Source organism: Arthrobacter sp. 8AJ, assembly GCF_902506025.1.
Lineage (GTDB): Bacteria > Actinomycetota > Actinomycetes > Actinomycetales > Micrococcaceae > Arthrobacter.
In genome coordinates this window covers 2,372,034-2,398,186 of sequence record NZ_LR733289.1, presented here as the reverse complement: position 1 = coordinate 2,398,186, position 26,153 = coordinate 2,372,034, and the positions used below count along the sequence as shown (strand labels likewise).

Sequence of the window (26,153 nt, the reverse complement as noted above, 5' to 3'; positions counted from 1 at the left end):
GTACGCCTAGTCCCGGGACTTGCTCGACGCGACGCCGGGCGCCAGGAAGCGCTTGCCGTTGACCCGCTCCGATGCGCCCACCCGGTCCAGGTACGGCGTAATGCCGCCCAGGAACATGGGCCAGCCAGCGCCCAGGATCATGCACAGGTCGATGTCCTCGGCGCCGGCCACGACGCCCTCGTCCAGCATGAGGCCGATTTCCTCTGCCAGGGCATCCTGGACGCGGCGCAGCACCTGCTCCGCGGTGGACGGGCTGGAGCCAAAGGACATCAGCTCAAGCGTCGACTGGGGGATGGCCCGGGAACCGTCCGGGGCGGTCTCCCACAGTGCCTTGACGTTGTTGTCGATGAGCTTCTTGAGGTTGTCGGAAACCGGGAAGCGGTCGCCGAAAGCGGCGTTCAGGGACTCCTGGACATGCTGCGCCACGGGCAGGCCCACCATGGCCAGCAGCGTGAACGGTGTCATGGGCAGCCCCATGGGCCGCAGCGCGGCGTCCGCCACTTCCGCGGGGGTGCCCTCGTCGAAGGCAGCCGTTACTTCGCCCATCAGCCGCAGCAGGATGCGGTTGACCACGAACGCGGCCGCATCCTTGACCAGCACGCCGGTCTTCTTCAGGGCCTTGGCCAGTTCGAAGGCGGTGGCGAGCACGGCATCGTCGGTCCGCGGGGCGCGGACGATCTCCAGCAGCGTCATGACGGCCACCGGATTGAAGAAGTGGAAGCCCACCAGCCGCTCCGGGTGCTGCAGGTCCGCGGCCATCTCCGTCACTGAGAGGGAGGACGTGTTGGTGGCCAGGATGCACTCCGGCGACACGATGCCTTCCAGTTCGGCGAAGACCTGCTTCTTGATGTGCAGTTCCTCGAAGACGGCCTCGATCACGAAGTCGGCATCCGCGAAGGCTTCCTTTGACACCGAGCCCGTCACCAGCGCCTTGGTGCGGTTGGCAGCGTCCTGGCTGACGCGCTTCTTCGCCAGCAGTTTGTCCACCTCGCCATGGACATAGGCCACGCCCTTGTCCACCCGGGCCTGGTCGATGTCGGTCAGGACCACCGGCACCTTCAGTTGCCGCGCGAAGAGGAGTGCCAGCTGGCCGGCCATCAGGCCGGCACCCACCACGCCCACCTTGGTGACGGGCCGGGCCAGCTTGCGGTCCGGAGCGCCGGCGGGGCGCTTGCCGCGCTTCTGTACCAGGTCGAGGAAAGCGTAGACGGTGGAGCGGAACTCGTCCGTCTGCATGAGCCCGGCGAGGGTTTCGCACTCCAGAGCGGCTGACTCCGCAGCGGTCATGGTGCGGTTCGCCTCGAGGATGTCCAGGACCTTGGCAGGGGCAGGGGAAGCGTTGGACGTCTTGCCTTCCACGAACTTCCGGCTGGCATCCACGGCAGCGGTCCAGCGGGCCGCAGCGTCAGGGGAGGAGGGATCGACGGCGTTGGGCCGCTCCGGGACCACGTCGCCGGAGATGACGCCCGCGGCCCAGGCCAGCGACTGCTCGAGGAAGTCGGCAGGTTCGAAGAGCGCGTCCGCGATTCCGAGACCGAACGCCTGGGCACCGGAAAGGGTCCGGTTGTTGCTCAGCGGGTTCTCGATCATCACCTTGACGGCGTTTTCGGGGCCCACCAGGCGGGGAAGGATGTACACGCCGCCCCAGCCGGGCACCAGGCCCAGGAAGGCTTCCGGCAGCGCCAGGGCGCCGGCACCTGTTGACACCGTCCGGTAGGTGGACTGCAGGGCGATCTCCAGGCCGCCGCCCAGGGCGGCGCCGTTGATGAAGGCGAAGCTGGGGACGCCCAGGTTGGCCAGGGTGGCATAGACGTCGTGGCCCAGCTGCGCCATCCAGAGTCCGTGCTCGCGCTTTTCCAGGGACTTCACGGCGGAAAGGTCGGCTCCGGCCACCAGGTAGTGCGGCTTGCCGGTGACGCCCACGCCCACGATTTCCCCGCGGGCGGCACGGTCACGCAGGCCTTCCAGCACCGTGCCGAGCTCCACCAAAGTGTTGGGGCCAAGGGTGGTGGGCTTGGTGTGGTCAAAGTCGTTGTCCAGGGTGACCAGGGCAAAGGTGCCCGGGCTGGGCTTCCCTGCAGTTCCCGGCAGGGCGATGTCCTGGACGTAGGAGTGGGTCACGGTTTCGTTGGGGAAGAGGTCCGCCAACGTGCGGAAATCTGCGGCGCTCATGCCATGGCTCCTTCGGAAGCGGTAGCAGCGGTGTCCCCGGCGGGAGTTCCACTGTAGTCGGGGTGGTGCGGGTTCTCCCAGATCACGGTGCCGCCCATGCCCAGGCCCACGCACATGGTGGTCATCCCGTAGCGGACCGACGGATCTTCCTCGAACTGGCGGGCCAGCTGGATCATCAGCCGGACGCCGGAGGACGCCAGGGGGTGGCCCACGGCGATGGCACCGCCGTAGCGGTTGACCCGGGGGTCGTCGTCGGAGATGCCGTAGTGGTCAAGGAAGCTCAAAACCTGGACGGCGAATGCCTCGTTGATTTCGAACAGGCCGATGTCCTCGATGCCCAGGCCGGCGTTCTTCAGCGCCTTCTCGGTGGCCGGGACAGGGCCGATGCCCATGACCTCCGGCTCCACCCCGGCATAGGCGTAGCTGACCAGCCGCATCTTGACGGGCAGGCCCAGTTCGGCGGCGGCTTCCGAGGACGCCAGGACGGCGGCGGTTGCGCCGTCGTTCAGTCCGGCGGCGTTACCGGCGGTGACCCGGCCATGGGCACGGAACGGGGTGCGCAGGCCGGCGAGGTCGTCCAGGGTGGTGCCGGGGCGCGGCGGTTCGTCCTTGCTGTGGACAGTCCAGCCCTCGCCGGGCTTCCGGGCGGCAACGGGAACCAGGTCGGGCTGGATCATGCCGTCCCGGTAGGCGGCTGCCAGCTTGTCCTGGGAGGCCACCGCATAGGCATCGGTGCGCTCCTTGGTGATGGCGGGGAAGCGGTCATGCAGGTTCTCGGCGGTGTTTCCCATGTTCAGGGCTGCCGGGTCCACCAGCCGTTCGGACATGAACCGTGGGTTGGGATCGGCGCCCGAGCCCATCGGGTGGTGGCCCATGTGTTCCACCCCGCCGGCGATGACGACGTCGTAGGCGCCGAAGCCGATGCTGCCGGCCGTGGTGGTAACAGCGGTCATGGCGCCGGCGCACATGCGGTCGATGGCGAAGCCGGGAACCGTGCGCGGCAGGCCGGCCAGCAGCGCGGCGGTCCTGCCGAGGGTGAGGCCCTGGTCGCCGGTCTGGGTGGTCGCGGCGATGGCAACCTCATCGATCCGCTCCGCCGGCAGCGACGGGTTGCGGCGCAGCAGGCCGCGGATGCATTTCACGATCAGGTCGTCGGCCCGGGTCCCGGCGTAGATTCCCTTCTCGCCGGCCCTGCCGAAGGGTGTGCGGATGCCGTCCACAAAGACGACGTCGCGGACAGTGCGCGTGGATGCGCCGCTTCCGTGCTGGCTCACGTGTAACTCCTCATCGAGATGTGGCGCGCCGGGTGCATGCCGGAGGGCGGCAGCAGCCTGGCGTCGGTCACACCGATGTTACTCGTGAGTAACTTAGCCTGCAAGGGGTGGTGCGGGACAGTTACTGGCCGCCGGCCGCGGCGACAGGTTTGGCTTCCTTGGGCGGCAGCGGCTGCGGGTTCAGGAATGCGCCGGCGATCAGCGGTGCACTGAGTTCCACCTGCCACCCGCGGGCCCCGAGCGCCCGCAGCTCAGCGGCAATGGAATCTTCGGTAACGATTGCTGGAGGCCGCCACGCCACGCGCCGCAGGTAGTCGGGCGTCAACAGGTTCTCCAGCGGCAGGTTCAGTTCCTCTGCCTTGGCCTGGAGGAGGGGCCGGGCAGTGGCCAGCCTGGCGGCGGCTTCGGGATCGCGGTCCGCCCAGACCCTCGGCGGTGGCGGGGCGTTAGTGGGCAGGTGCAGGGGCGGCAGTTCCTCCAGGTCCCGTGCTGCGGCGATGCAGCGCAGCCACCGTGGAGCTTCGCGCTGGGCCGCGCGGCCGTGGAACCCCTTGGTGCTGAGCAGTTGCGGGACGGTGGCGGGCATGGCCTTCGCCGCCGCTACCAGGGCGGAGTCCGGGATGAGCCTGCCCGGTGCCACGTCGCGTTTTTGCGCCAGGGAGTCGCGTTCCAGCCACAGCTCGCGGACGGCAGCCAGTTGGCGGCGGTCCCGGATCTGGTGCAGGCCGGAGGTCTTCCGCCAGGGGTCCACCCGGGGCGGAGCGACGCCGGCTTCGAGGATGGCAGCAAATTCCTGCTCGGCGTATTCCAGCTTCCCGTCCGCCTGGAGCAGTTCAATGAGTTCCTCGCGCAGTTCGGTGAGGACCTCCACGTCCAGGGCGGCGTAGCGCAGCCACGGCTCCGGCAGGGGCCGGGTGGACCAGTCGGCGGCGGAGTGTTCCTTGGCGAGCCCGAATCCCAGGAGCTGTTCGATGACAGCTGCCAGGCCCACGCGGGGAAGCCCGGCCAGGCGTGCGGCCAGTTCGGTGTCGAAAAGCTTGTCCGGCCACATCCCGAGTTCGGACAGGCAGGGCAGGTCCTGGCTGGCGGCGTGCAGGATCCATTCGACGCCGCGCAGGGCGTCATTGATGATGTCCAGGTTTCCGAAGGGTTCGGGATCGATCAGCCAGGTCCCGGCACCTTCGCGCCGGATCTGGACCAGGAAGGCCCGCTGGCCGTAGCGGAACCCGGAGGCACGTTCGGCGTCAACGCCTGCAGGGCCGGTGCCGGCGGCAATCGCGGCGGCGCAGCGCTCCAGGCCGGACTGGGTTTCGATGACCAGGGGAACGCCGTCCCGGGGTGCATCAAGATCGATGATTTCGGGGATGGGACTGTCAAAGCCCTCCACCGTGATGTGGGGTGCGGCAGCAGCAGCCGGGACGCCGGCTGTGGTGTTTTCCGGAATGTTTGGGGTCATGATGCCCCCAGTTTACCGGGCTGCCCCATAACCGTTCTGCCGGCCGCGGCGCCGGGGCGGAAGGGCCGTCACACCGTCGGGCAGGGGCGGCAGGCCCGCGAACGTGCAGACCATGTCGGACCAGGCTTCCAGGTGTGCCTGGACATCGGAGGAATCCGGCGTCCAGGAGGCCCGGAGCTCGATGTCGATGGAACCCGGGCGCCCGGCCAGGGTGCCGAAGCTTTCGGACAGGACGCGGGTGGCTGTGCCGCCGGCTGCCCTGTAAGCGGCCTTGTGGTTCTCCAGCGCTTCGACCAGCCACGTCCATGCCACGGTTCCCAGCATCTGGTCGTTGCCCATTTCCGGTTCCAGTTCGGCCCGTATGTAGGTCACGATGCGGAACTCACCGTCCCAGACCGCTGAGCCGTCCGGATCGTGCAGCAGGATGAACCGTCCGGTGGCGAGTTCCGTCTCGTCGTCGTCCGCAGCTCCTGCGGCGGCGGTCCCGGATGCTGCTGCGAAAGCCAGTGCCGCCGGTCCGTGGACGGGCGTGGAAAGGCTGCCTGTGCCGGGGGCCATGACTTCGGCACCGAGTGCGACGGCGAACGGAGCCAGCCGCGCAGGGGCAGGGATTTCGGCCAGGTGCAATTCCTTGCGGCACCGGGCTTTCCTGAGGGTTCCCAAGGCGTGGAGGAAATCCGGGGGAACCTGGTCAAGTGCGTTCACCTTGGCAGATTACGGGGCCGGGCGGGGCCGGGCAGGAAGGCTCGCCGTCAACGGACGGTCACCCTGCCTGGCCATCCCGGTAATCCCGCAGTTCATGGCGGATCGCGGCGGCAAAGGCATCAACATCCTCCTCGGTGGTGTCGAAGGAGCACATCCAGCGGACTTCCCCTGCTGCCTCGTCCCAGTCGTAGAAGCGGAACGAACTGCGCAGCCGGTCCGCCACGCCGGGTGGAAGGATGGCAAAGACGCCGTTGGATTCCGTCTTCTGGGTGGGGCGGACGCCCTCAATGGTGTCAACGGCGTCCCTCAGCCGGGAGGCCATGGCGTTGGCATGCGAGGCGGAGCGAAGCCAGAGGCCGTCTTCGAGCAGGGCGATGAACTGGGCGGACATGAACCTCATCTTGGATGCCAGCTGCATGTTCATCTTGCGCAGGTACACCAGGCCGTGGGCGGCCTCAGGGTTCAGCGCCACCACTACCTCGCCGAAGAGCAGCCCGTTCTTGGTCCCGCCGAAAGAGAGGATATCCACGCCGGCGTCCCTGGTGAAGGCCCGCAGGGGGAGGTCCAGGTGGGCGGCGGCGTTGGCCAGCCGTGCCCCGTCCATGTGCAGCTTCATGCCCTTTGCGTGGACATGGTCGGCGATGGCCCGCACTTCCTCCGGGGTGTAGCAGGTGCCCAGTTCAGTGGTCTGGGTGATGGAGACGGCCAGCGGCTGCGCACGGTGCTCGTCGCCCCAGCCCCAGGCCTCCCTGTCGATCAGCTCCGGGGTCAGCTTGCCGTCCGGGGTGGGGACCTGCAGCAGCTTCATGCCGCCGATGCGCTCGGGTGCCCCGTTCTCATCCATGTTGATGTGGGCGGTGGAAGCGCACACCACGGCGCCCCAGCGGGGGAGCAGGGACTGCAGGGACAGGACATTGGCGCCGGTGCCGTTGAAGACCGGGAAGCATTCGATGCCCGGGCCGAAGTGTTCCACCATCAGTTCCTGCAGCCGTGCGGTGTAGAGGTCCTCGCCGTAGGAAACCTGGTGCCCCTCGTTGGCTGCAGCCAGGGCTGCCAGCACCTCGGGGTGGACGCCGGAGTAGTTGTCGGAGGCAAAGCCGCGCACGCTGGGGTCGTGCAGCCGCAGCGTCGAGCGTGTTTCTGCTGTTGTCGTCATAGGGTTGCTCACGCTTTCAGTGTAGGTACAGTCATGGCGGTATCAGCCCGCCAGCCGGAGGCGGACCCCGTTGAGTTCGGCGGACGGCGTGCCGAAAAGGCGTACGACGGCGGCGGCCAGGTCAGCCACGTCCGTGGCCCCCGGGAATTTCCGCTCGGGGTGCGCGCGGCGCAGTTCGTCGTCAACGAGTGCCTTGACCACCAGGATGGTGGCAGCAGCCAGGTGTCCGCCGTCCCCGGCGGCGCGGCGGAAGCCATCCGCCATGGCCATGGTCCAGGCTTCCGCGGCGGCCTTCGCTGCAACGTAACTGGCCACCGCGGCGGTTGGTTTGTCCAGGGCGGTGGAGGACACCATGGCAAACCTGCCGGCCGGAGATGCGGCGATGTCGTCGAAGAAGACGCGGGAGACGTTGCGCAGTGTGGTGATGGCCCCGCGCTCCAGGAAGTCCCAGTCGTCGTCGGACTGGTCGGCGATGCCCTTGGCCCCGCGCCAGCCACCCACCAGGTGGATCACGGCGTCAAAGGGCCCGACGGCGGCGCTGACCTCTGCCCGAAGCTGCCGGACGGCCTGGAGATCGGCGAGGTCGCATGTGAAGGGGGTGACGCCGTCGCCCGCCTTGTCCGCAGCCTCCGTGATCCTGGCCTGTTCCGATCCCACGGTGGCCACGCGGTGCCCGGCCGCAGCCAGTGCGCGCGCAACAGCGACGCCGGATGCGCCGCTGCCGCCCGCCACCAGGACGGTCAGGGACCCGGTGGTGTGGGCGGCAGCGGCGGTGCCGGAAGGGGTCACAGGGCTGAGTGGCCGGTGATCCCGGCGGTTGACTCAATGACGGGGCGCATCTTCTTCTCCAATGCCTCGTAGAACATGGACAGCGGGAATTCGTCGTCCAGGACCTGGTCCGTGAGGCCGCGGGGTGTTCCCGCCAGTGGCAGCGCGTCCGGCCCCTTGGCCCACACGGAGGCCGGGTTGGGGGTGACGGTTGCGGACACCAGCTGGTAGGCCGCCAGCCAGTGGGCGGTCTTGGGCCGGTCGATGGAGCGCCAGTACAGGTCATCGATGCTGGCTCCGAGCGCGATCACAGCGTCCGCCACCTCATCCCAGTCGATGGTAAGCCGTGTGTCCGTCCAGTGCAGTACGTGCTGCTGGTGCAGCCACGCGAAAAGGAGCTGGCCACCCAGGCCGTCATAGTTGCGGACCCGGCTGCCGGTGATGGCGAAGCGGAAGATGCGGTCGAAGATGATGGCGTACTGCACGAGCCTGGCGTGCCGCCGGGCCTCGGGGTCGGCGGCGTCGTCCTTTTCGATCCGGACGGACTCGCGGAACGCGGTGAGGTCGCAGCGCAGCTCCTCGAGCGAGTACAGGAAGTAGGGCATCCGCTGCTTGATCATGAAGGGATCGAAGGGCAGGTCGCCGCGCATGTGCGTCCGGTCGTGGATCAGGTCCCACATGACGAAGGTGGCCTCGGTGAGGTCCTGGTCAACGAGCAGTTCGGCCGCGCCCTCCGGAAGCTCCAGGGAGGTGATCGCCGCGGCCGCCTTGAGCACGCGGCGGAACCGGGCAGCTTCGCGGTCGGCGAAGATGGCACCCCAGGTGAAGGTGGGGGTCTGGCTGACCGCTACCGTCTCGGGGAAGAGGACGGCCGAGTTGGTGTCGTAGCCGGGCGTGAAATCGACGAAGCGGATGGGGACGAACAGCTTGTTGGAATAGTCGCCGGCTTCCAGTCCCGCGATGAACTCAGGCCAGATCACTTCGACCAGCACGGCCTCAACCAGCCGGTTGCTGCTGCCGTTCTGGGTGTACATGGGGAACACCACCAGGTGCTGCAGGCCGTCAATGCGCTGCTGCTGCGGCTGGAACGCCAGCAGGGACGACAGGAAGTCCGGGACGGCGAACCCGCCCGCGGCCCATGCCCGGAAATCAGCGCAGGCGGCCTCAAGGTACTCCGCATCGTGGGGGAAGGCGGGGGCCAGCGCCGTGAGGGCCTCCACGATGGTTTCCACGGACCGGGCTGCCGCCGTGTGGTCCGCGGGCTCGGGGACGGAACCGTCCTGGACCTGGAGGGCCTGCAGGGCGGTGGCTGCGCCCTTGAGCCGCAGCCAATCCTCGTTCTGCGCGGAAATACCGGTGACGGCGGTGGTCAGGGTCTCTGTCATCGTCGGCTGCCTTTCTGGTTGCTTGCTTCTCTGGTGAGCGTAACAAGCAACCAGCAGGACTTATGCCCGAAGGGTTGTTGAATAAGAAATTCTTACCCTATGGCCCGGCTGGGGAGGAACGAGACCGGCCCCCGGCTGTGGGAACAGTTGGGGGCCGGTCTTTTTGGACGGGTTGCGGGGACTTCCCGTGGTGCTTATCGCTTAGCCCTGGGGTCCGTCGCCGGCTGCCTCTTTGGCCACGAGCCGGAGGGAGACCGAGTTGATGCAGTAGCGCTGGTCGGTGGGCGTTCCGTAGCCCTCACCCTCGAACACATGGCCCAGGTGCGAGTCGCAGGCGGCGCACCGCACTTCGATCCTGTCCATGCCCAGGGTGCGGTCATGGATGTAGCGCACCTTGCCCTCGGTCAAAGGGGCCCAGAAGGAGGGCCACCCGCAGTGGGAATCGAACTTCTCCTTGCTGGTGAACAGTTCAGCGCCGCACGCGCGGCACTGGTACACGCCCTCCGTATGGGTGTCCCAGTATTCGCCGGTGTACGGCCGTTCCGTGCCCGCCTGGCGCAGGACGTGGTATTCCTCCGGAGTCAGTTCCTCCCGCCACTGGGCATCACTTTTCTGGACTGCGGCCTCGCTGTCAGCAGCCTCCTGTGCGCTGCCATGCTGCGTTCCGGCGCCAACGCCCGGTGCCCTGTTGCCGAAGATGCTGTTTCCAAAGATGCTCATAGCTTTCCCAACGCTTAGGAGTCGCCGATAAATCCCGAGCCCGCGTACAGGTGGAGCACGGGGACGCCGAGTTGGTCCTGGGCCTTGTTGGCCCAGTCAGTGTGGAACGTATCGGCCACGGCATGCGGCCGCGTGATCACCACGGCCTGGGAAGCGCCGGTTTCGCGGACCTTGGCCACCAGGCTGTCAACCGCCTTGCCGTCCACCACCTGGCCGGTCACGCCGGAGCCCAGTCCCTCGAGCGCCGCGAGGGAGGCCGCCAGGGTTTCGTCGGCGTGCGCCCGTTCGGTGGCGGCATCAGGGTTGCGGGCGGCGAGTTCGCGGAAAGCCTTGGCAACGTCCAGCATGGACAGGTTCTCAAGGAAGTCCACCAGCAGGTGCCGCTCGGTATTGGCCGGGACCAGGACCAGCAGGCGGCTGTCCGCACCATCCACGAGCCGTTCGATGTTAACGCGGTCGTCCGCGCCCAGGGGTTCTTCAGTCAGGATGACGATGGGATCACTCATGGCCTTAGCCTAGTCCCGCCCGCTGGCCCCCGCACTGCCTGCCTTTGGACTGCGCGGGCCCTTGAACTGCGCGGGCCCTCGAACTGCACCGGCCCCTGAACTGCACCGCGGCCCGCGTCCCTCCCGGGCCGGCCCGGCGTCGCCGTGCCGCCCGGGTGCGGGAATGCGGGTATCTGCGGCAGGGCCGGTAAGAATAGTCCCATGGCACCTTTCCGGCGAGCGCGCCCTGCAATGACTGCATCCACCAGGGAATCCGTTGGGGTGTCGCCGGGGGCCAAATGGGCCGTTGGCGGCGCCATCGCCGGCGGCTCGGTGGCGGGCCTGCTGGGAGCGGGTTCCTCGGCGCTCGCCGTGTATTTCGCGCGGCGGGTCATCACTCCGGCACGGCAACGGGCGGCCGACAAGGAAGTCCTGGCGGTGATCCGGGACGGGCAGAAGCTGCAGGTGATCCTAGCTGCCGATGATGACACCACGGTGGACGGCGTCTACGGGTTCTTCTTCGACGGCGGCAAAGGGCACGCGCGGATCGGCCGCATCGTCTCCTACTCGCCCGCCGAGCGGACTGTGCTGCGCGAGGTCGAAGCCGTGTACAGCGGGGATCTCTTTACGGCACGCTGGGGATGGTGGAGCGGTGCCACCTACCCGGACCCGGCCGCCGTCGGAATCCCTGCCGAGGACGTCCTGATTCCCGTCGAGCGCGGCGAAGCTCCCGCCTGGCTGGTCCGGGCAAAGGGAACTGCCCGGACCTGGGCCATCATGGTGCACGGGCGCGGTGCCACCCGGCAGGAAGCGCTGCGGGCCGTGGGACCCGCGCTGGAACTGGGCCTGACCAGCCTGCTGGTGTCCTACCGGAATGACGGGCTGGCACCGTCAGCCGATGACGGCCGCTACGGCCTGGGGTCGACGGAGTGGCAGGACATCGAGGCTGCCATCGGGTACGCGATGGCCAACGGTGCCGAGGAAGTTGTCCTGTTCGGCTGGTCCATGGGAGGGGCCATTTGCCTGCAGACTGCCGATCTCTCCCGCCACCGCCACCTGATCAGGGCGATGGTGCTGGACGCACCGGTCATCGACTGGGTGACAGTGCTTGCCCACCATGCGCAGCTGAACCGGATTCCGTCGCTGGTGGGCAGGTACGGCCAGCTGATGCTGGGCCACCCCCTGGGACGCAGGCTCACGGGCCTCTCAGCGCCCGTGGACCTGAAAGTCATGGACTGGGTGTCCCGGGCCGTCGAGCTGCGGACGCCAACACTGATCATCCACAGCGTCGACGACGAGTACGTACCGTACGGGCCGTCCGCCCTGCTGGCCGAGCGGAACCCGGAGATGGTGACGTTCGAGACGTTCAACCACGCACGGCATACGAAGGAATGGAATGTGGACCCCGAACGCTGGGAACGGCTGGTGAAGGCCTGGCTGCGCCAGCAGCTCGCTCCGCGCCTCAATCCCGGCTCCGGCTCCGGCCTGACCCCTGGACGCGAGGCGAAATCTTCGGCCCAGCCCACGCAGGCGGGTGCCTGACATGGCGAAAGCACGCCCGGCAGGAACTGTGACCGGCCGCGGCAGGGAGCTGGCGGCGGAGCTTGCCGGGCTCGTGGCGTCGTCGGGCCCCGGACGGCCGGCGCAGGCCTCGCACGCGCCCTTCGACGGCTCAGTGGTGGGTGAAGTACCCGTATGCACCCCGGACGACGTCCATGCCGCCGTCGAAACCGCGAGCATGGCGCAGCGGCAGTGGGCAGCCCAGCCAATCGCCGAACGCCGCGCGGTGATCCGGCGGTTCCTGGCGCTGCTCCTGGACCGCGAGCAGGACGTCCTTGACCTGGTCCAGGCGGAGAGCGGCAAGTCCAGGCTGAGCGCCTTCGAGGAGTTCGCGGACGTGGTCCTGACGGCCGGCTATTACGAGCGGACAGCTGACCGGTACCTCCGCCCGCGCCGCCGGAAGGGCGCGGCCCCGGTCCTCACGCGCACCACGGAATACCGGATACCCAAGGGGGTTGTGGGTGTCATCAGCCCCTGGAACTATCCATTGACCCTTGCGGTTTCGGACGCCATCCCGGCCCTGCTGGCGGGCAACGGCATCGTCCTGAAGCCTGACTCGCAGACGCCCTTCACGGCCCTGCTGATGCTCAGGCTCCTGCGGGAGGCGGGCCTTCCGGAGGACCTGTTCCGGATCGTCACGGGACCGGGCACGGAAATAGGGCCTGCCTTGATCGGGCGGGTGGACTTCCTGATGTTCACGGGATCCTCCAGGACCGGCAAGACCGTCGCCAGGCAGTGCGCTGAGCGGCTGATCGGCTTCTCCGCCGAACTGGGCGGCAAGAACCCGATGCTGGTGCTCGCGGATGCGGACGCGGGCAAAGCGGCTGCCGGCGCGGTGCCCGCCTGCTTCTCCAACTCCGGGCAGCTGTGCGTCAGCATTGAGCGGATCTACGTCCATGCCGACCTTTATGACCGGTTCCTTGCGGCGTTTACAGCCAAGGTGAAGGGCATCCGGATGGGGTCCGGACCGGACTGGGACATTGGCATGGGGTCCCTTATCAGTACGGCACAGGTGGAGCGGGTGGACCGCCACGTCCAGGATGCGCTCGCAAAAGGCGCCCAACTCCTGGCCGGAGGACGGCGCCGTCCGGACCTGGGTCCGCTGTTCTATGAACCCACCGTCCTGGCCGGGGTTACGGATGAGATGCTCGTCGCCCGGGAAGAGACGTTCGGGCCGGTGGTTGCCGTCTACCGCGCGGCCGACGACGACGCCGCCGTCGCCCTGGCCAACGACTCCGACTTCGGGCTCAACGCCAGCGTCTGGTCCGCCCGCCGCGGCGAAGCAGTGGCCCGCAGGCTCCAGACGGGGACCGTCAACGTCAACGAGGGCTATGCGGCCACCTGGGCCTCGCACGATGCACCGATCGGCGGCATGAAGGACTCCGGCGCGGGCCGCCGCCACGGCCGGGAAGGCATCCTCAAGTACACGGAACCGCAGACCATCGCCGTGCAGCGGCTGCTCCGGGTGGCCCCCGCCCCCGGAATGTCCAACCATGCCTACGCACGGATCATGAAAGGGGCCATCACCTTGATGGGCCGCCTTCCCCGAAACCGCTGAGGACACAGCCTGTGCCAACACCCGAGGAGAACTGAGATGGCCAAAGGAACACGACTTTCCGGTGCAACACTGTTGGTCACGGGAGGGGGAAGCGGGCTGGGCCGCCGCCTGGCACTCGGCGCCGCCCGGCGCGGGAGCCGGGTGGTGATCTGGGATGTGGACGCGGCAGCGGGAGCTGCGGTCCGCGACGAAATCCGGGCCGCCGGCGCGCAGGCTGAAGCCCACGCCGTGGATGTCACGGACCGGGAGGCGGTCAAGGCCGCCGCAGCGAGGACCGGGCCGGTGGATGTGCTGGTGAACAACGCCGGGGTGGTCAGCGGGCACCGGCTCCTTGATGCGACGGATGAGGCCATCGAACGCACCATGCACGTCAACGTCATGGCCCTGTACTGGGTGACCCGCGCCTTCCTCGGCGGGATGGCAGAGCGGGGGCACGGCACCGTGGTCACCATTGCCAGTGCTGCGGGGATGGTGGGCGTCGCCCGGCAGACGGACTACTCCGCCAGCAAATTCGCCGCGTTCGGTTTCACCGAGTCACTGCGGGCCGAGCTCCGGGCGGACCAGACCGGGGTCAACACGCTGGTGGTCTGCCCCTACTACATCAACACGGGGATGTTCGACGGCGTCCAGACCCTTTGGCCCCGGCTCCTCCCCATCCTTGAGGAGGAGGACGTGGCCGCTGAAGTCCTTGACGCGATCGAGGCCGGCCGCCGGAAACTGGTCCTGCCGCCCCTGGTGAACCTGCTTCCGGTCCTGCGGATTCTGCCGGTCGGCGTCTTTGACCGGCTCATGGATGTGCTGGGCGTCAACCGCACCATGGACCACTTCACGGGCCGTCCCGGCAGCCGCGCGGGGGAGCCGGTCCGGGAAGGCCCAGGGCACGTCCCGGCCCTTTCACCGGAAGGGGACACTCGGCCCTGGCGCTGACAAAGGGAGCTGCCTACCGTCGGCTGCAAGGGGGGAACCATCAAGGCAATTGAAATGGGGCCCACAATGTATCTGACAAGGCGGCAACTCCTGCAAGCCGGCGCCGCAGCCGGTGCGGCCGTTGCGACGCAGCCGTATGGACCGGGAAGCGGGCGGGCAATTGCCACGCCAGGACAGGCCGGCCAATTCACCGAGCAGCTTCCAACGCTGGCCGAACTCGGCGTCCTGGACATGAGTGCCGGCGGCACTGCGTCTCTCTGGATGCGAAACGCCCAGCACCGCTTCCAGGCCGGCATGGGTGTGGCCGACACCCTGGCGTACCAGGACGGGACCTCCTCCCGTACATATTTGGGCCCGGTCATCGTCGCCCGGAAAGGAACCCCATTCAGCCTCACCGTCCATAACGGGATCGAACGGCATCCCCTTGGCTACGCCGTCGACGCGGAGCTCGTTCCTCCCGGCAGCAACGATGCTGCAGCGCCCAGGACGTCCGTGCACCTCCACGGAGGCAACACCAGGCCAGAGTTCGACGGCGGTCCCGAGCAGGCATTCAGGCCCGGCGCTTCCTACACATACAGGTATGGCAACGACCAGGACGCGGCCGGTCTCTGGTACCACGACCACGCGCTCGGCATTACGCGGTTGAATGTCTATGCGGGGCTGGCCGGCGGCTACCTGTTGCGGGACTCAGGTGGATCAGGAATAGATACCGGCGACGGTACCCACCTGCCCCCGCCGCCCTATGAAGTTCCGCTGATCATCCAGGACAAGATGTTCAACCCCGACGGCACGCTTGCGTACCCGCCGAACCCGGACCTTTCCACTGCCGGCGGAACACCGCGTCCTTGGGCGCCGGAGTTCTTCGGCGACGCGGCAACAGTCAACGGCAAGTGCCGGCCGAATCTCGACGTGGCCCGGGGGAAGTACCGGCTCCGCATGTTCAACGGCTCCAATGCCCGGTTCTACGACCTCAAGTTCACAGTGGATGGCGCGGCGCTCGCCTTCTTCCAAATAGGAACGGACGGCGGCCTGCTCAACGTACCGGTCAGGCTGAACAGGCTGCTCATGGGACCGGGCGAGCGGGCGGATATCGTGATCGATTTCGCCGGACACAAGCCCGGCACACGGGTTGTTCTGGCCAACAGTGCCCGCGTCCCCTACCCGGACGGCCCCGCCACCATCCAGCTCGGGGGACTCCCGCTGCCGCAAATCATGCAGTTCACTGTGACATCCCAGGCCGGATACACAGCGCCGATGCCTGGCAGCCTCCGGGACTGTTCCATCACCGATCTGGTGGCCAGGACCCCGGAGGCCATCAGGCCCATGGCACTGGTGGAAGTGGCCAACGCCGCCGGGGTTCCCCTCATGGCGCTCCTGAACAACCGAAAATTCGAGAGCGAAGACATTCTCCGGGTCCGGAGCGACAGCCTCGAAGAATGGGAACTAATCAATACCACGGGGGATGCCCACCCGATCCATGTGCACTTCACCCAGTTCCAGGTCCGCGACCGGCAAAAATTCGACGTCGACGGGTACCTGGCAGCCACCGGCTATGTAGACCCAGGGACCGGCCTGGTGACGCCAGGCCGCGGCAGCGCCGTTCCGGTCCGGCCCTTCCTGATCGGACGCCCTAAAGGGGCGCCGGCACATGAGCAGGGCTGGAAGGACACGGTCATTGCCATGCCCGGGGAAGTCACCAGGATCCGTGTTCCGTTCGGGGCAGGGGCGGCGGATGGAGCCCCGCTGGCCATCGGCTCATCCTTCAGTGGCGAGTACGTCTGGCACTGCCACATCCTGGAGCACGAGGACAACGAGATGATGCAGCGGTACATCATCGAGTAGCGGAATGAACCACCCCTGCTGCGGCTAAGCCCGGAGGTTGCCTGCGGCCAGGGAGCCGATGGGAGCCGTGACGGCGTCTGTCAGCCGGACCAGGTCAGCCGGCGCCAGCTCAATGTCCAGGCCCCGCCGGCCGCCCGAGACCAGCAGGGTCTCCAGTCCCAGGGCGCTGGAATCCAGCACCGTGGGGGAAGGCTGGCGCTGGCCGAGCGGGGAGATGCCGCCGAGGACATAGCCGGTGCGGCGCTGTGCTGCAGCGGGATCTGCCATGGCGGCCTTCTTGGCCCCCAGCGCCATGGCCATTGCCTTCAGGTCCAGGGTTCCGCTGACGGGAACAATGCCCACCGCGAGCCTGCCCTCCACGTCCACCATCAGGGTCTTGAAGACGCGGGACGGATCGATCCCCAAAGCCTCGGCTGCCTCCACACCGTAACTCGCCGCCGAGGGGTCATGGGTATACGGATGCAGCACAAAGGGAACCCCGGCCGCGGTCAGGGCCGCTGTGGCCGGGGTTCCCTGGGAGTTGTTCCTGCGTGCCATAACGGCGGGGTCAGGCCTGGCTGCGGGATGCTGCGGCAACCTTGCGCTTGATCCTGCCCAGCATGGCGGTCATGCCCCGCATGCGCAGGGGGGTGATGGCGCGGGTGAGTCCCAGCAGCTCCGGCATGTCGTCCGGAACCGACAGGATCTCGTCCGCTGTCAAACCGTCCAGGCCCTCGTGCAGCACCCCGGCGAAACCGCGCGTGGTGGGCGCCTCGGGCGGTGCCTTGAAGAACAGGCGGACGGCGCCGTCGTCGTTGGTTCCCGTCTCAACGGTGAGGAACAGCGGCGACTGGCATTCCACCACCTGCTCCAGGAGTTCGGGGTGGTCCTTGAGCCGGTCCGGGAGTTCCGGCAGTCCTTCCGAGAACTCCAGCAGCAGCTGCAGCCTCTCGGGTTCGGACAGGGCCTGGAAATCGTCCACGATCGCCGCCAGGGCGGAAGGCAAAGCTTGAGTAGTCATCGTTCCAAGTCTACGCGGGGGAGCGGGGTCAGGCTCCGACGGCGACGGGAACGGAACCCCGCTCGGCGCCCTTGACGATCGGGACGCGCACGGCGTTGCCCCACTCGGTCCAGGATCCGTCGTAGTTGCGGACGGTCTCAAAGCCCAGGAGGTACTTCAGGGCGAACCAGGTGTGGCTGGACCGCTCGCCGATGCGGCAGTACGCCACGACGTCGTCGCCTTCGGCCAGGCCGGCCTCGCCGAGGTAGATGGCTTCCAGTTCCTCCCTGCTGCGGAAGGTGCCGTCGGCGGCAGCGGCGCGTGCCCACGGGATGGACGCTGCAGTGGGGATGTGGCCACCGCGGAGGGCACCCTCCTCCGGGTAGGCCGGCATGTGGGTGCGCTGACCGGTGTACTCCTCGGGGGAGCGGACATCGATCAGGGGACCGGTGCCCAGGTGGGCCAGGACGTCATCCTTGAAGGCGCGGATCGGGGCGTCCTCACGCTCCACCACCGGGTAGTTTCCGGGAGCGGGAGCTGGCCGGTCCCTGGTCAATTCGCGGCCTTCGGCAACCCACTTGTCCCGGCCGCCGTCCAGCAGCCGGACGTCCTGGTGGCCGAACAGCGTGAAGACCCAGAGGGCGTAGGCGGCCCACCAGTTGGACTTGTCGCCGTAGATCACCACGGTGCTGTCGCGGGAAATGCCCTTCGACGCCGCGAGTTCAGCGAAGGCGGCACCGTCAACGTAGTCGCGGGCCACGTCGTCGTTCAGGTCCGTGTGCCAGTCGATCTTGACGGCGCCGGGGATATGGCCGGTTTCGTACAGGAGCACGTCCTCGTCGGACTCCACCACGACGAGTTCGCCGCGGGCCACGGCACCGCTTTCAACGGCGGCAGCAAGCCACTCAGTGGAGACCAGCCGCTCCGGGTGGGCATAGGCTGCGAACTTCTCATTCTGTTCAACCGGGTAGGGCATGGCTTGGCCTTTCACTAAGAGCACGGGAAACCGCGGAACATGCATTGGAACCTGTTCCCACACTAACCAGCGCCCGTGGGGTTGTCCGTATTCCGTTAATAGGGCGAAATGTTGCCTTCATCACGCCCTGGGGCGTGAGGCCGCCGTCCCGCCCGGGTAGGGCCCGCATTGCCGGTATCCTTTCTGGGGACCAACCACCAGCAGAACGGACCACCTTGGTACAGATCGAACAGCTTGCCGCCCGCACTCCGGCAGTATCGGTGGACGAACTCCTTAAGGGCTTCTACCCCTCGCCCCGGTTTGGGGAGGTTTCCTTTTCGAGCTACCGCCCCGACCCGAAGCAGCCCAGCCAGGCCGCCGCCGTGCGTGCCCTGGAGGGATTTGCCGACGGCGTGGGGTCGGGCAACGGAGGCGGGCTTTTCAAGAAGCTGTTCGGCAAGAAGGACGAATCCAGGGCGGGAATCTACCTGGACGGCGGCTTCGGCGTGGGCAAGACCCACCTGCTCGCCTCCCTGTGGCACGCGTCGCCAGGCCCCAAGGCCTTCGGTACGTTCGTGGAGTACACCAACCTGGTGGGCGCCCTTTCCTTCCGCAAAACGGTGGACGCGCTGAGCAGCTACCAGCTCGTGTGCATCGACGAATTCGAACTGGACGATCCCGGCGACACCGTCCTGATGTCCCGTCTCATGCGTGAGCTGGCTGACGCCGGGGTCAAACTTGCTGCCACGTCCAACACGCTGCCCGGCTCCCTGGGCGATGGCCGGTTCGCCGCTGTGGACTTCCAGCGCGAAATCCAGGTCCTGGCGGACCAGTTCGACGTGATCCGCATCGACGGCGAGGACTTCCGGCACCGTGGCCTCCCGGCTGCACCGGCGCCGCTGAAGAACAGCGAGCTCAACGCGCACATGAAGGCGGAATTCGACGGGAAGACCGTGGCCCAGGATGAGTTCTCCACCCTCATCCACCACCTGGCCGGCGTGCACCCCAGCCGCTACCGCCAGCTGATCCACGGCATTGACGGCGTGGTGTGGCGCAACGTGGAAACCATCACGGAACAGGCTGTAGCGCTGCGGTTCGTGGTCCTTGCAGACCGGCTCTACGACAAGGACGTGCCGATCCTGGCCAGCGGCGTCCCCTTCGACAAGCTGTTCACCGAAGAGATGATGTCCGGCGGTTACATGAAGAAGTACTTCCGCGCCGTCTCCCGCCTCACTGCGCTTGCCCGTGAAGGCCAGAACCACGAGCCCTCCTAGGCGGACTTCTTCCCGGGCCGGGGCCGCAACGCCAGCCGGACCAGCAGTCCGGCCAGCAGCGCCCAGAAAGCAGAGCCGATCCCGGCGAACGCCAGGCCGGACGCGGCCATCAGGAACGTAACGGCCGGAGCAATCCGGTCGTCCGGGTCCGCCAGGGCTGCCGAGGCCGCCGAGGCGAGGGTGCCGAGCAGTGCCAGCCCGGCAACGGCTTCAAGCATCCCGGCCGGCGCTTTGCTGACCACCGACACCAGGGCGGCCGAGAACGCAGCCAGCACCAGGTAGGCCAGGCCGGACGTGAAGCCCGCGATCCACCTCCTGCTCCGGTCCCCGCCGGCTTCCTCGCCGGCGGCAAGGGCAGCACTGAGCGCCGCGAGATTGATGGCGTGGCCGCCGAACGGGGCCCCAGCAACAGTTCCCGCCCCCGTGACGAGCATCGCCGAGCGCCACGGTGCCTCATATCCAAAAGACCTCAGCACGGCCACCCCGGGAATGTTTTGCGAGGCCATCGTCACCACGAACAACGGGAGCGCAAGGCCCGCCATCGCCTGGAGGCTGAACGCGGGTGTGGTCCAAGCCAGTGCCGGGACCAGGCCTGCCGGTTCAACAGGGGTTCCGGCAGATACCAGGGTTATTCCGATCACGCCCAAGGCGGCCAGCAGGGCTGCCGGCACCGCCCAGCGCGGGGCGAACTTCATCATCAGCAGCCAGCACAAGATCACCGGCGCTGCAAACGCCGGGGCGGAGCCGAGGGCCTTGAAGGGTGCCAGGCAGAGCTGGAGCAGGACACCGGCCAGCATGGCCTGGGCCAGGGAAGTCGGGATACGGGCCATCAGCCTGCCAAGCGCCGGCACCAGGCCGGTCATGGCCAGCAGCAGGCCCGCACCGAGGAAGGCTCCGACGGCGGCCGGCCACCCGCCGTCGGGCACTCCCGATGACGCAAGCAGTGCTGCGCCCGGCGTTGACCAGGCCAGTGTCACCGGGACCCTCGAACGCCAGGCGAGCACCAGCACGCCGAGTCCGACGGTGAGCGTTACGGCCAGGAGGCCGGACGCAGCCTGGGCAGGATCAGCGCCGACTGCCTTGAGTCCGGCCAGGACCACGGCAAAGGATGAGGTGAAGCCCACCAGCGCGGTGACGATCCCTGCGACCACCGGCCGGGAATCGGTCCGGGCCAGTCCGGGCTTGGTTGCCGTGGTGGGTGCGGGGGACTTGGGCATACCGGCAGGTTACCGGCCCGGGTTTGGCAACCGGCAATCCGGGGCGGCGAATGTCGCCGTTAAACGCCAAAGGTGCGGGTGCCGCCTCCCGGCGGGACCCGCACCTCCTTGACGTGCCGGGCAAAGCCCTGGCCAAATCCTCTACGGAGCCCTGTCAACCGGCGGAACCGGATTTCCAGGAGCTGCCGGGGGAACCTGCTCGGCGGCAGGTTCCTGCCCCGGGGTGCCGTTCTTGTCAACGAGCTTGGAAGCGCCATCCTGGATCTTGTCGACGTGGCCTGCGTACTTGCCGCCGGTCCTGGTGTCGACGAAATCGCCGGCCTTGGTGATGCCGTCCTTGATGGCCTGCTCGTTGCCGCGGATGAGACCCTGAGCCTTGCCCTTTAGATCGTCAATCAAACCCACGGGCACCTCCCTTCTATCGCGGAGCCAGGTCGCTCCTCGCGCATTCGATCCTATCCGGGCCCGGGAGGCGTGCCAAGGGAATCACGTTCGCCAGCAGCGGATGCGGCTTAAACGGAAAAAGCAGCTCCGGAGAGCTGCTGTTCGTGTGTGGGCGATACTGGGATCGAACCAGTGACCTCTTCCGTGTCAGGGAAGCGCGCTACCGCTGCGCCAATCGCCCGGAACCGGAAGACCGGCTGATGGGATATAAGAGAGCGGACGACGAGATTCGAACTCGCGACATCCACCTTGGCAAGGTGGTGCTCTACCAGCTGAGCTACGTCCGCATTGTGCAGATTGTTCCGGAAAATCCGGCGGTTCTGCCGGCAAGTTGCCTTGCCGAGTGGGCGATACTGGGATCGAACCAGTGACCTCTTCCGTGTCAGGGAAGCGCGCTACCGCTGCGCCAATCGCCCATTGCATCCGGAAACCCGGAAACCATGGTTTTCACCGAGGTGGGTACGGGATTCGAACCCGTGTATACGGCTTTGCAGGCCGCTGCCTCGCCTCTCGGCCAACCCACCGTGTTAGCGTCAATTCCGAAGAATGTTTGCTGTGACAGTGTCCTGCGAGCGGACGACGAGATTCGAACTCGCGACATCCACCTTGGCAAGGTGGTGCTCTACCAGCTGAGCTACGTCCGCATTTTGGAGGCTTGATTCCTTGCCGTTTCCGGCATTTCCTCGCGTTCCAACGAGTAAAAACAATATAGGAGGTTCCGGGAAACTCCAAATCGCCCCGGCGCGGCCGGCCCGCATGGCCCCTGCAACCGCGGAATTCCGCGGAATTTTCGAGTTACAGGCGTGTAATTCCGGCCGGGGTGAGTACGGCCGCCCCACCTTGTAATGCCTGATGCGCTGCTTTCCTGCAGGTGATGCGCTGCTTTCGTGCAGGCGCGGGCGGGGGTGGACGTGGCTGCAGGACCCCCATGGAGCATGGCTTTGAGTGTGGCGCCGGCCCGATTTTTCAATTGGGGCAGACGTGGGCTAGCATTCAAATGCATCGGGGCGATTGGCGCAGTGGTAGCGCGCTTCGTTCACACCGAAGAGGTCACTGGTTCGAACCCAGTATCGCCCACCGCAGAGGTCCGTTTCCGCTCATCAGCAGCGGAAACGGACCTTTTTTGCGTGCGGCTCCTGCCGCCGGAGATTTTGTCGGCCCCCTGTGAAAGAGTCTTTTGTATGACTGATCCGCTTCTTGCCCACGCCACCGAATACGGCCGGATGTACGCACGGTCAACGTCTGAGCAGTTCTCGGTTCCTTCCATCACCACGGTGATCAGCCAGCAGCCGCACGGCCTCGATGGCTGGTTCGGCTATATGGGTGCGAGCAGCCTGGCCAACGATCCGCTGCTCTCCGACTGCCTGGGGAGCCCGGCCAAAATCAAGCAGGCCATCAACCGTGCGGCAAAGGCGGCCGAAACGTACCGGGATGACGCCGCCAGGCGCGGGGACCGGGTACATAACTACTGCGAGCAGGTGGCCCTGCGGGCGCTCGGACGCCCCCATTCCATGAAGGAAGCCCGCGACGCCCTGGCCGCCAACGGGGAGGAGGCTTTCGCCGTGCGTTTCGACGAATGGTGGGAACTGTTCCGCGTGGAGCCCATCGCCCCGGAAATCACGGTCTGGAACAACTCGGTGGGATACGCCGGAACCCTTGACCTCGTGGCCAGGATCAACGGACGCATCTGCCTGATCGACTACAAGACCAAGGGCACAACCCGGGACGGTCAGGTCAAGCCCCTGGATGACAAGGTGGTGATGCAGCTGGTTGCCGGCATGAAGGCGGAAGAAAGCCTCGTGGATCCGGAGGCGGGGACCTGGGAGCCTTGGAAGTACGGTGAGGACCCGGTCCTGTTGGCGGTTGCCATCGGCGAAACGGAGGTCCGCCCCGTCCGGGCCAACCCTGAGGTCCTCAAGCACCACTGGTGGAAGTTCTGCGCCCTGCGCCGCGTCTGGGAACTTTCCGCGGACACCATCGGCGCGGGCACTGCGCTGCTGCCCATCGCACCCCCGCCCCTGGCCCGTACTGCCTAAGGAGACGGTGCACGTGAAGAGACTGCACCTAAACTGGACAGGTTCACTTTCCCGCCAACCGTGAGGACACCCAGCGCATGGCTATTCTGAATATCCGCATCATCGGCGATCCTGTGCTGCGCACAGTTGCCGATCCCGTGACGGAATTCGGACCCGACCTTGCAAAACTGGTCGCCGACATGACCGAGACCATGGAGGACGTGGAAGGAGCCGGCCTTGCCGCTCCCCAGATCGGCGTCAGCAAGCGCATCTTCACCTACCGGATCGACGGCGTCGAGGGCCACATCATCAATCCTGTCCTGGAGAACAGCGAGGACTACCAGCCGGACCACGTGGAGGGCTGCCTGTCCATCCCGGGCCTGGGCTTCCCGGTCCGCCGTTTCCGCGCCACCCGTGTCACCGGCGTTGACATGCACGGCAACCCGGTCACCATTGACGGCGAGGGGATGCTGGCGCGCTGCTTCCAGCACGAAAACGACCATCTGGACGGCATCCTTTACACGGACCGCCTCGAGGGCGAGGACCGGAAGGCGGCGCTGAGGTCCATCCGCAACGCCAATTACGACGCCGTCGCCGGACGGACCACAGCCAAACGCGCCAAGAGTGTGGGGTCAAGCTTCGGCGGGACCAGCTTTGGCGGAACCAGCACCCCCGGCTCCAGCTTCGGCGCAGCCGGGTGAGGGTCCTCTTCGCGGGGACACCCGCCGTCGCAGTTCCCTCCCTGGAAGCGCTGGTCAACGCCGGCTTCAACGTCGTTGCCGTCCTGACCCGGCCCGACGCGCCGCTGGGCCGGAAACGGGTGCTGACGCCGTCGCCCGTTGCCCAGCGGGCCGCGGAACTGGGCATCGAGGTCATCCGTGCCGCACGCGTCGATGCCGAGGCCATTGCCAGCATCAGCGCGGTGCAGCCGGACGTCGCGGCCATCGTCGCCTATGGCGGACTGGTTCCCCGCGATGCCCTGGGCATTCCGCGGCACGGCTGGGTCAATCTGCACTTCTCCCTGCTGCCCGCCTGGCGCGGGGCGGCGCCCGTCCAGCGGTCCATCATGGCCGGGGACGACGTCACCGGCGCAGTGACGTTCCAGCTTGAGGAAGGCCTGGACACCGGGCCCGTCTTCGGCACCCTGACGGAGGCCGTCAAGCCCCAGGACACGGCGGGTGACCTTTTGGAACGGCTGTCCCACAGCGGCGCGGTCCTGCTGGCCCAGACGCTTTCTGCCATCGATGCCGGTAAAGCAGCGCCGCAGCCACAGGCCGGCGATGTCACGCTGGCGCCGAAGCTGACCCTGGAGGATGGCCACCTGAGCTGGGCGCATCCGGCCCTGGCCATCAGCAGGCAGGCGCGCGGTGTCACCCCCGAGCCCGGTGCGTGGACCGTGCTGGACGGGCAGCGGGTCAAACTTGAGCCGGTGCGGCTGCGGCCGGATGTTTCCGGGCTTGCCCCGGGATCCGTGGCACTGCGGGACAAGGCCGTGCTGGTGGGGACAGGTTCGCACGCGGTGGAACTTACCCGGATCCAGCCCGCCGGGAAAAAGATGATGGCCGCCGCCGACTGGGCGCGCGGTTTGGCTTCACTGGAGAGCGTGGTGTTCGAATGACCGGGTCCGAAGGCAATACGGGCGGACGGGGAAGTGCCGGGGGACGCAGCGGCGCCGGGAAAGGCGGGCAGGGCGGCAGCAGCGGACCTTCCGGCGGCGGCCGTGGCAACGGCGGTCCCCGGGACGCCAGCCGGCGGAACGCCAAGGGGCGGGAACGCAACCGCGGGCCGCAACGGAGCTTCACCGACCAGGCGCCGTCCCAGCGCACCAGGCGCGCAGATCCCGCCCGCCTGGTGGCCTTCGAGGTGCTCCGCGCCGTGGCGGCGGAGGATGCCTACGCCAACCTGGTCCTGCCCGCACGGATCCGGCACCACCACCTGGACAAGCGGGACGCCGGATTCGCCACCGAGCTGAGCTATGGGGCCCTCCGCGGCCAGGGAACCTATGACGCCATCCTGGCGCGGTGCGTGGACCGGCCCCTGGCGCAGCTTGACCCGGCCATCCTCGATGCCCTCCGCATCGGTGCCCACCAACTGCTTGCCATGCGGGTCCCCGCCCACGCTGCACTGGACCAGACCGTGGGGCTGGCCCGCGCCGTGATCGGCGCCGGACCGTCGACGTTGATCAACGCCGTCCTTCGCAAAGTCGCAGCCCGGAGCCTGGAGGAATGGCTGGACCTGCTGGTGGAAGGCGAAACCGACGCTACGAAGGTAGCCGCGGTGAGGTACGCCCACCCCGAGTGGATCGTCCGGGCCATGCGCCAGTCCCTCGTAGCCCACGGCCGTTCCGCAGCAGAGATCGACGAACTGCTGGAAGCGGACAACGACGCACCTGTGGTTAACCTCGTAGCCCTGCCCGGCCTGGGCAGCCTGGACGAAGCGCTGGAAAACGGCGCCACCCCCGGGGAACTGGTCGAAGGCTCGGCCCTCTCCAGCGGCGGGGACCTGGGCCGCCTGGCCTCCGTCCGCGCCGGTACCACCAGGGTGCAGGACGTCGGTTCCCAGCTGGTGGCCAGGGCCCTGGCCGCGGTGGACCTCGGTGCACCCGGGGGAGCGGGCGGCGCGGGAAGTGAACCCACGGCCGGTGACGCTGAAGCATGGCTTGATCTCTGTGCCGGTCCCGGCGGAAAGGCAGCGCTCCTTGGTGCGCTGGCACACCAGCGGGGCGCCAAACTGCTCGCGAACGAGCCCGCGCCGCACCGGGCAAAGCTGGTCAGCCAGGCACTGTCCGCCGTTCCGCACGGCAGCTGGCAGGTCCGCACCGGTGACGGCCGTGAAGTGGGCGGTGAGCAGCCCGCGCGGTATGACCGTGTCCTGGTGGACGTTCCCTGCACGGGCCTGGGAGCATTGCGCCGCAGGCCGGAGTCCCGGTGGCGGCGCTCGCCCAAGGACATTGCGGATCTCGGGCCGCTGCAGCGCGAACTGCTGGCCTCGGCCCTGGCTGCCGTCCGGCCAGGGGGAGTGGTGGCCTACGTGACCTGTTCACCGCATCCCGCCGAGACAACAGCCGTCGTGGAAGACATCCTGCGCAAGCGCCCTGACCTGGAACTACTCAATGCCGGTGCGGCCCTGGACGCGGTCAGCCTGACCGGGAACCTGGGCGCCGGCCACGAGTCGACGGCGCAGCTCTGGCCCCATATCCACCACACCGACGCGATGTTCCTGGCCCTGATAAAGAAGAAGGCCTGACCGGGCAGAACGCCT

General features: G+C 67.5%; 23 protein-coding genes and 6 tRNA genes. 10 read left to right on the top strand and 19 right to left on the bottom strand.

Features of this window, described 5'->3' with window-relative positions; all coding sequences use genetic code 11:
- Positions 1–6: 6 nt before the first annotated feature.
- The 9 genes from BACI349Y_RS11205 to BACI349Y_RS11165 all read right to left on the bottom strand — a co-directional run bounded on the left by BACI349Y_RS11205 (position 7) and on the right by BACI349Y_RS11165 (position 10,142).
- Positions 7–2,172, bottom strand: coding sequence for a 3-hydroxyacyl-CoA dehydrogenase NAD-binding domain-containing protein (locus tag BACI349Y_RS11205; RefSeq protein ID WP_159632163.1), 2,166 nt, complete (start codon positions 2,170–2,172; stop codon positions 7–9).
- Entirely contained in the window at positions 2,169–3,446 is a 1,278-nt protein-coding gene (locus tag BACI349Y_RS11200; RefSeq protein WP_159632162.1) for a thiolase family protein, read from the bottom strand. The genes BACI349Y_RS11205 and BACI349Y_RS11200 overlap by 4 nt, the downstream gene beginning before the upstream one ends.
- A gap of 121 nt (positions 3,447–3,567) precedes the next feature.
- Entirely contained in the window at positions 3,568–4,902 is a 1,335-nt protein-coding gene (locus BACI349Y_RS11195; RefSeq protein ID WP_159632161.1) for an HRDC domain-containing protein, read from the bottom strand.
- A gap of 12 nt (positions 4,903–4,914) precedes the next feature.
- Positions 4,915–5,607 carry a DUF3000 domain-containing protein gene (locus BACI349Y_RS11190; RefSeq protein ID WP_159632160.1) on the bottom strand — a complete coding sequence of 231 codons (693 nt, stop codon included), beginning with the start codon at positions 5,605–5,607 and terminating at the stop codon, positions 4,915–4,917.
- Positions 5,608–5,665: 58 nt separating this feature from the next.
- Complete coding sequence (locus tag BACI349Y_RS11185; protein WP_159635552.1) at positions 5,666–6,763, bottom strand: threonine aldolase family protein; 1,098 nt, start codon at positions 6,761–6,763, stop codon at positions 5,666–5,668.
- A gap of 42 nt (positions 6,764–6,805) precedes the next feature.
- The gene (locus BACI349Y_RS11180; RefSeq protein ID WP_159632159.1) at positions 6,806–7,552 is read right to left on the bottom strand and encodes an SDR family NAD(P)-dependent oxidoreductase; all 747 of its coding nucleotides are present in this window, start codon (positions 7,550–7,552) and stop codon (positions 6,806–6,808) included.
- Complete coding sequence (locus BACI349Y_RS11175) at positions 7,549–8,916, bottom strand: DUF6421 family protein (RefSeq protein ID WP_159632158.1); 1,368 nt, start codon at positions 8,914–8,916, stop codon at positions 7,549–7,551. Before BACI349Y_RS11175 ends, BACI349Y_RS11180 begins: the two co-directional genes overlap by 4 nt.
- A gap of 201 nt (positions 8,917–9,117) precedes the next feature.
- Positions 9,118–9,636 (bottom strand): peptide-methionine (R)-S-oxide reductase MsrB, encoded by a 519-nt coding sequence (gene msrB, locus BACI349Y_RS11170; RefSeq protein ID WP_159632157.1) that lies wholly within the window; start codon positions 9,634–9,636, stop codon positions 9,118–9,120.
- A 14-nt stretch (positions 9,637–9,650) separates the two neighbouring features.
- Positions 9,651–10,142: a hypothetical protein gene (locus BACI349Y_RS11165; RefSeq protein WP_159632156.1), complete on the bottom strand. Its 492-nt coding sequence runs from the start codon at positions 10,140–10,142 to the stop codon at positions 9,651–9,653.
- A gap of 231 nt (positions 10,143–10,373) precedes the next feature.
- Between BACI349Y_RS11165 and BACI349Y_RS11160 the strand changes: the two genes are divergently transcribed.
- The 4 genes from BACI349Y_RS11160 (at position 10,374) to BACI349Y_RS11145 (ending at position 16,008) form a co-directional block, all read left to right on the top strand.
- Positions 10,374–11,663: an alpha/beta hydrolase family protein gene (locus BACI349Y_RS11160; RefSeq protein ID WP_159632155.1), complete on the top strand. Its 1,290-nt coding sequence runs from the start codon at positions 10,374–10,376 to the stop codon at positions 11,661–11,663.
- A 1-nt stretch (position 11,664) separates the two neighbouring features.
- Positions 11,665–13,239 (top strand): succinic semialdehyde dehydrogenase, encoded by a 1,575-nt coding sequence (locus tag BACI349Y_RS11155; protein WP_159632154.1) that lies wholly within the window; start codon positions 11,665–11,667, stop codon positions 13,237–13,239.
- A 36-nt stretch (positions 13,240–13,275) separates the two neighbouring features.
- Positions 13,276–14,166, top strand: coding sequence for an SDR family oxidoreductase (locus BACI349Y_RS11150; protein WP_159632153.1), 891 nt, complete (start codon positions 13,276–13,278; stop codon positions 14,164–14,166).
- A 66-nt stretch (positions 14,167–14,232) separates the two neighbouring features.
- Positions 14,233–16,008 carry a multicopper oxidase family protein gene (locus BACI349Y_RS11145; protein WP_159632152.1) on the top strand — a complete coding sequence of 592 codons (1,776 nt, stop codon included), beginning with the start codon at positions 14,233–14,235 and terminating at the stop codon, positions 16,006–16,008.
- A gap of 24 nt (positions 16,009–16,032) precedes the next feature.
- On the opposite strand, the gene ybaK is transcribed toward BACI349Y_RS11145, so the two are convergent.
- From ybaK to BACI349Y_RS11130, 3 genes are read right to left on the bottom strand one after another with little or no spacing between them, the layout of a single operon-like run.
- A complete protein-coding gene (ybaK, locus tag BACI349Y_RS11140) occupies positions 16,033–16,545 on the bottom strand; it encodes a Cys-tRNA(Pro) deacylase (protein ID WP_159632151.1) in 513 nt (170 codons plus the stop codon).
- Between the two features lie 10 nt (positions 16,546–16,555).
- A complete protein-coding gene (locus BACI349Y_RS11135) occupies positions 16,556–17,008 on the bottom strand; it encodes a SufE family protein (protein WP_159632150.1) in 453 nt (150 codons plus the stop codon).
- A gap of 28 nt (positions 17,009–17,036) precedes the next feature.
- Positions 17,037–17,963, bottom strand: a complete 927-nt coding sequence (locus BACI349Y_RS11130) for a sulfurtransferase (protein ID WP_159632149.1) — start codon at positions 17,961–17,963, stop codon at positions 17,037–17,039.
- A 215-nt stretch (positions 17,964–18,178) separates the two neighbouring features.
- Here BACI349Y_RS11130 and zapE point away from each other — a divergent pair, with 215 nt between their 5' ends.
- A complete protein-coding gene (zapE, locus tag BACI349Y_RS11125; RefSeq protein ID WP_159632148.1) occupies positions 18,179–19,216 on the top strand; it encodes a cell division protein ZapE in 1,038 nt (345 codons plus the stop codon).
- Here the strand turns inward: zapE and BACI349Y_RS11120 are convergent.
- The 7 genes from BACI349Y_RS11120 to BACI349Y_RS11090 form a co-directional block, all read right to left on the bottom strand.
- Positions 19,213–20,433 (bottom strand): benzoate/H(+) symporter BenE family transporter, encoded by a 1,221-nt coding sequence (locus BACI349Y_RS11120; RefSeq protein WP_159632147.1) that lies wholly within the window; start codon positions 20,431–20,433, stop codon positions 19,213–19,215. The genes zapE and BACI349Y_RS11120 overlap by 4 nt on opposite strands.
- Before the next feature lie 141 nt (positions 20,434–20,574).
- Positions 20,575–20,838: an antitoxin gene (locus BACI349Y_RS11115; protein WP_159632146.1), complete on the bottom strand. Its 264-nt coding sequence runs from the start codon at positions 20,836–20,838 to the stop codon at positions 20,575–20,577.
- Positions 20,839–20,986: 148 nt separating this feature from the next.
- A tRNA-Val gene (locus BACI349Y_RS11110) sits at positions 20,987–21,058 on the bottom strand.
- A gap of 33 nt (positions 21,059–21,091) precedes the next feature.
- A tRNA-Gly gene (locus BACI349Y_RS11105) sits at positions 21,092–21,164 on the bottom strand.
- A 57-nt stretch (positions 21,165–21,221) separates the two neighbouring features.
- Positions 21,222–21,293 (bottom strand) — tRNA-Val (locus tag BACI349Y_RS11100).
- A 37-nt stretch (positions 21,294–21,330) separates the two neighbouring features.
- Positions 21,331–21,401 (bottom strand) — tRNA-Cys (locus BACI349Y_RS11095).
- 47 nt (positions 21,402–21,448) lie between these two features.
- Positions 21,449–21,521 (bottom strand) — tRNA-Gly (locus tag BACI349Y_RS11090).
- 361 nt (positions 21,522–21,882) lie between these two features.
- On the opposite strand from BACI349Y_RS11090, the gene BACI349Y_RS11085 reads away from it, so the two are divergent.
- The 5 genes from BACI349Y_RS11085 to BACI349Y_RS11065 all read left to right on the top strand — a co-directional run bounded on the left by BACI349Y_RS11085 (position 21,883) and on the right by BACI349Y_RS11065 (position 26,138).
- Positions 21,883–21,954: transfer RNA gene (locus tag BACI349Y_RS11085), tRNA-Val, on the top strand.
- A gap of 104 nt (positions 21,955–22,058) precedes the next feature.
- Positions 22,059–22,913 carry a cytochrome gene (locus BACI349Y_RS11080; protein WP_159632145.1) on the top strand — a complete coding sequence of 285 codons (855 nt, stop codon included), beginning with the start codon at positions 22,059–22,061 and terminating at the stop codon, positions 22,911–22,913.
- 77 nt (positions 22,914–22,990) lie between these two features.
- Entirely contained in the window at positions 22,991–23,593 is a 603-nt protein-coding gene (gene def, locus BACI349Y_RS11075) for a peptide deformylase (protein ID WP_159632144.1), read from the top strand.
- On the top strand, positions 23,590–24,510 hold the full coding sequence (gene fmt, locus BACI349Y_RS11070; protein WP_159632143.1) for a methionyl-tRNA formyltransferase: 921 nt from the start codon (positions 23,590–23,592) through the stop codon (positions 24,508–24,510). The genes def and fmt overlap by 4 nt, the downstream gene beginning before the upstream one ends.
- Positions 24,507–26,138 carry an RsmB/NOP family class I SAM-dependent RNA methyltransferase gene (locus BACI349Y_RS11065; protein WP_159632142.1) on the top strand — a complete coding sequence of 544 codons (1,632 nt, stop codon included), beginning with the start codon at positions 24,507–24,509 and terminating at the stop codon, positions 26,136–26,138. Before fmt ends, BACI349Y_RS11065 begins: the two co-directional genes overlap by 4 nt.
- Positions 26,139–26,153: the final 15 nt, after the last annotated feature.

What these genes read in the sequence shown, in the direction of transcription:
- BACI349Y_RS11205 (WP_159632163.1), bottom strand. Translation starts at nt 2,172, where the DNA reads ATGAGCGCCGCAGATTTCCGCACGTTGGCGGACCTCTTCCCCAACGAA.
- BACI349Y_RS11195 (WP_159632161.1), bottom strand. Translation starts at nt 4,902, where the DNA reads ATGACCCCAAACATTCCGGAAAACACCACAGCCGGCGTCCCGGCTGCT.
- BACI349Y_RS11185 (WP_159635552.1), bottom strand. Translation starts at nt 6,763, where the DNA reads ATGACGACAACAGCAGAAACACGCTCGACGCTGCGGCTGCACGACCCC.
- BACI349Y_RS11175 (WP_159632158.1), bottom strand. Translation starts at nt 8,916, where the DNA reads ATGACAGAGACCCTGACCACCGCCGTCACCGGTATTTCCGCGCAGAAC.
- msrB (WP_159632157.1), bottom strand. Translation starts at nt 9,636, where the DNA reads ATGAGCATCTTTGGAAACAGCATCTTCGGCAACAGGGCACCGGGCGTT.
- BACI349Y_RS11165 (WP_159632156.1), bottom strand. Translation starts at nt 10,142, where the DNA reads ATGAGTGATCCCATCGTCATCCTGACTGAAGAACCCCTGGGCGCGGAC.
- BACI349Y_RS11160 (WP_159632155.1), top strand. Translation starts at nt 10,374, where the DNA reads ATGACTGCATCCACCAGGGAATCCGTTGGGGTGTCGCCGGGGGCCAAA.
- BACI349Y_RS11155 (WP_159632154.1), top strand. Translation starts at nt 11,665, where the DNA reads ATGGCGAAAGCACGCCCGGCAGGAACTGTGACCGGCCGCGGCAGGGAG.
- BACI349Y_RS11150 (WP_159632153.1), top strand. Translation starts at nt 13,276, where the DNA reads ATGGCCAAAGGAACACGACTTTCCGGTGCAACACTGTTGGTCACGGGA.
- BACI349Y_RS11145 (WP_159632152.1), top strand. Translation starts at nt 14,233, where the DNA reads ATGTATCTGACAAGGCGGCAACTCCTGCAAGCCGGCGCCGCAGCCGGT.
- ybaK (WP_159632151.1), bottom strand. Translation starts at nt 16,545, where the DNA reads ATGGCACGCAGGAACAACTCCCAGGGAACCCCGGCCACAGCGGCCCTG.
- BACI349Y_RS11135 (WP_159632150.1), bottom strand. Translation starts at nt 17,008, where the DNA reads ATGACTACTCAAGCTTTGCCTTCCGCCCTGGCGGCGATCGTGGACGAT.
- BACI349Y_RS11130 (WP_159632149.1), bottom strand. Translation starts at nt 17,963, where the DNA reads ATGCCCTACCCGGTTGAACAGAATGAGAAGTTCGCAGCCTATGCCCAC.
- BACI349Y_RS11120 (WP_159632147.1), bottom strand. Translation starts at nt 20,433, where the DNA reads ATGCCCAAGTCCCCCGCACCCACCACGGCAACCAAGCCCGGACTGGCC.
- BACI349Y_RS11080 (WP_159632145.1), top strand. Translation starts at nt 22,059, where the DNA reads ATGACTGATCCGCTTCTTGCCCACGCCACCGAATACGGCCGGATGTAC.
- def (WP_159632144.1), top strand. Translation starts at nt 22,991, where the DNA reads ATGGCTATTCTGAATATCCGCATCATCGGCGATCCTGTGCTGCGCACA.
- BACI349Y_RS11065 (WP_159632142.1), top strand. Translation starts at nt 24,507, where the DNA reads ATGACCGGGTCCGAAGGCAATACGGGCGGACGGGGAAGTGCCGGGGGA.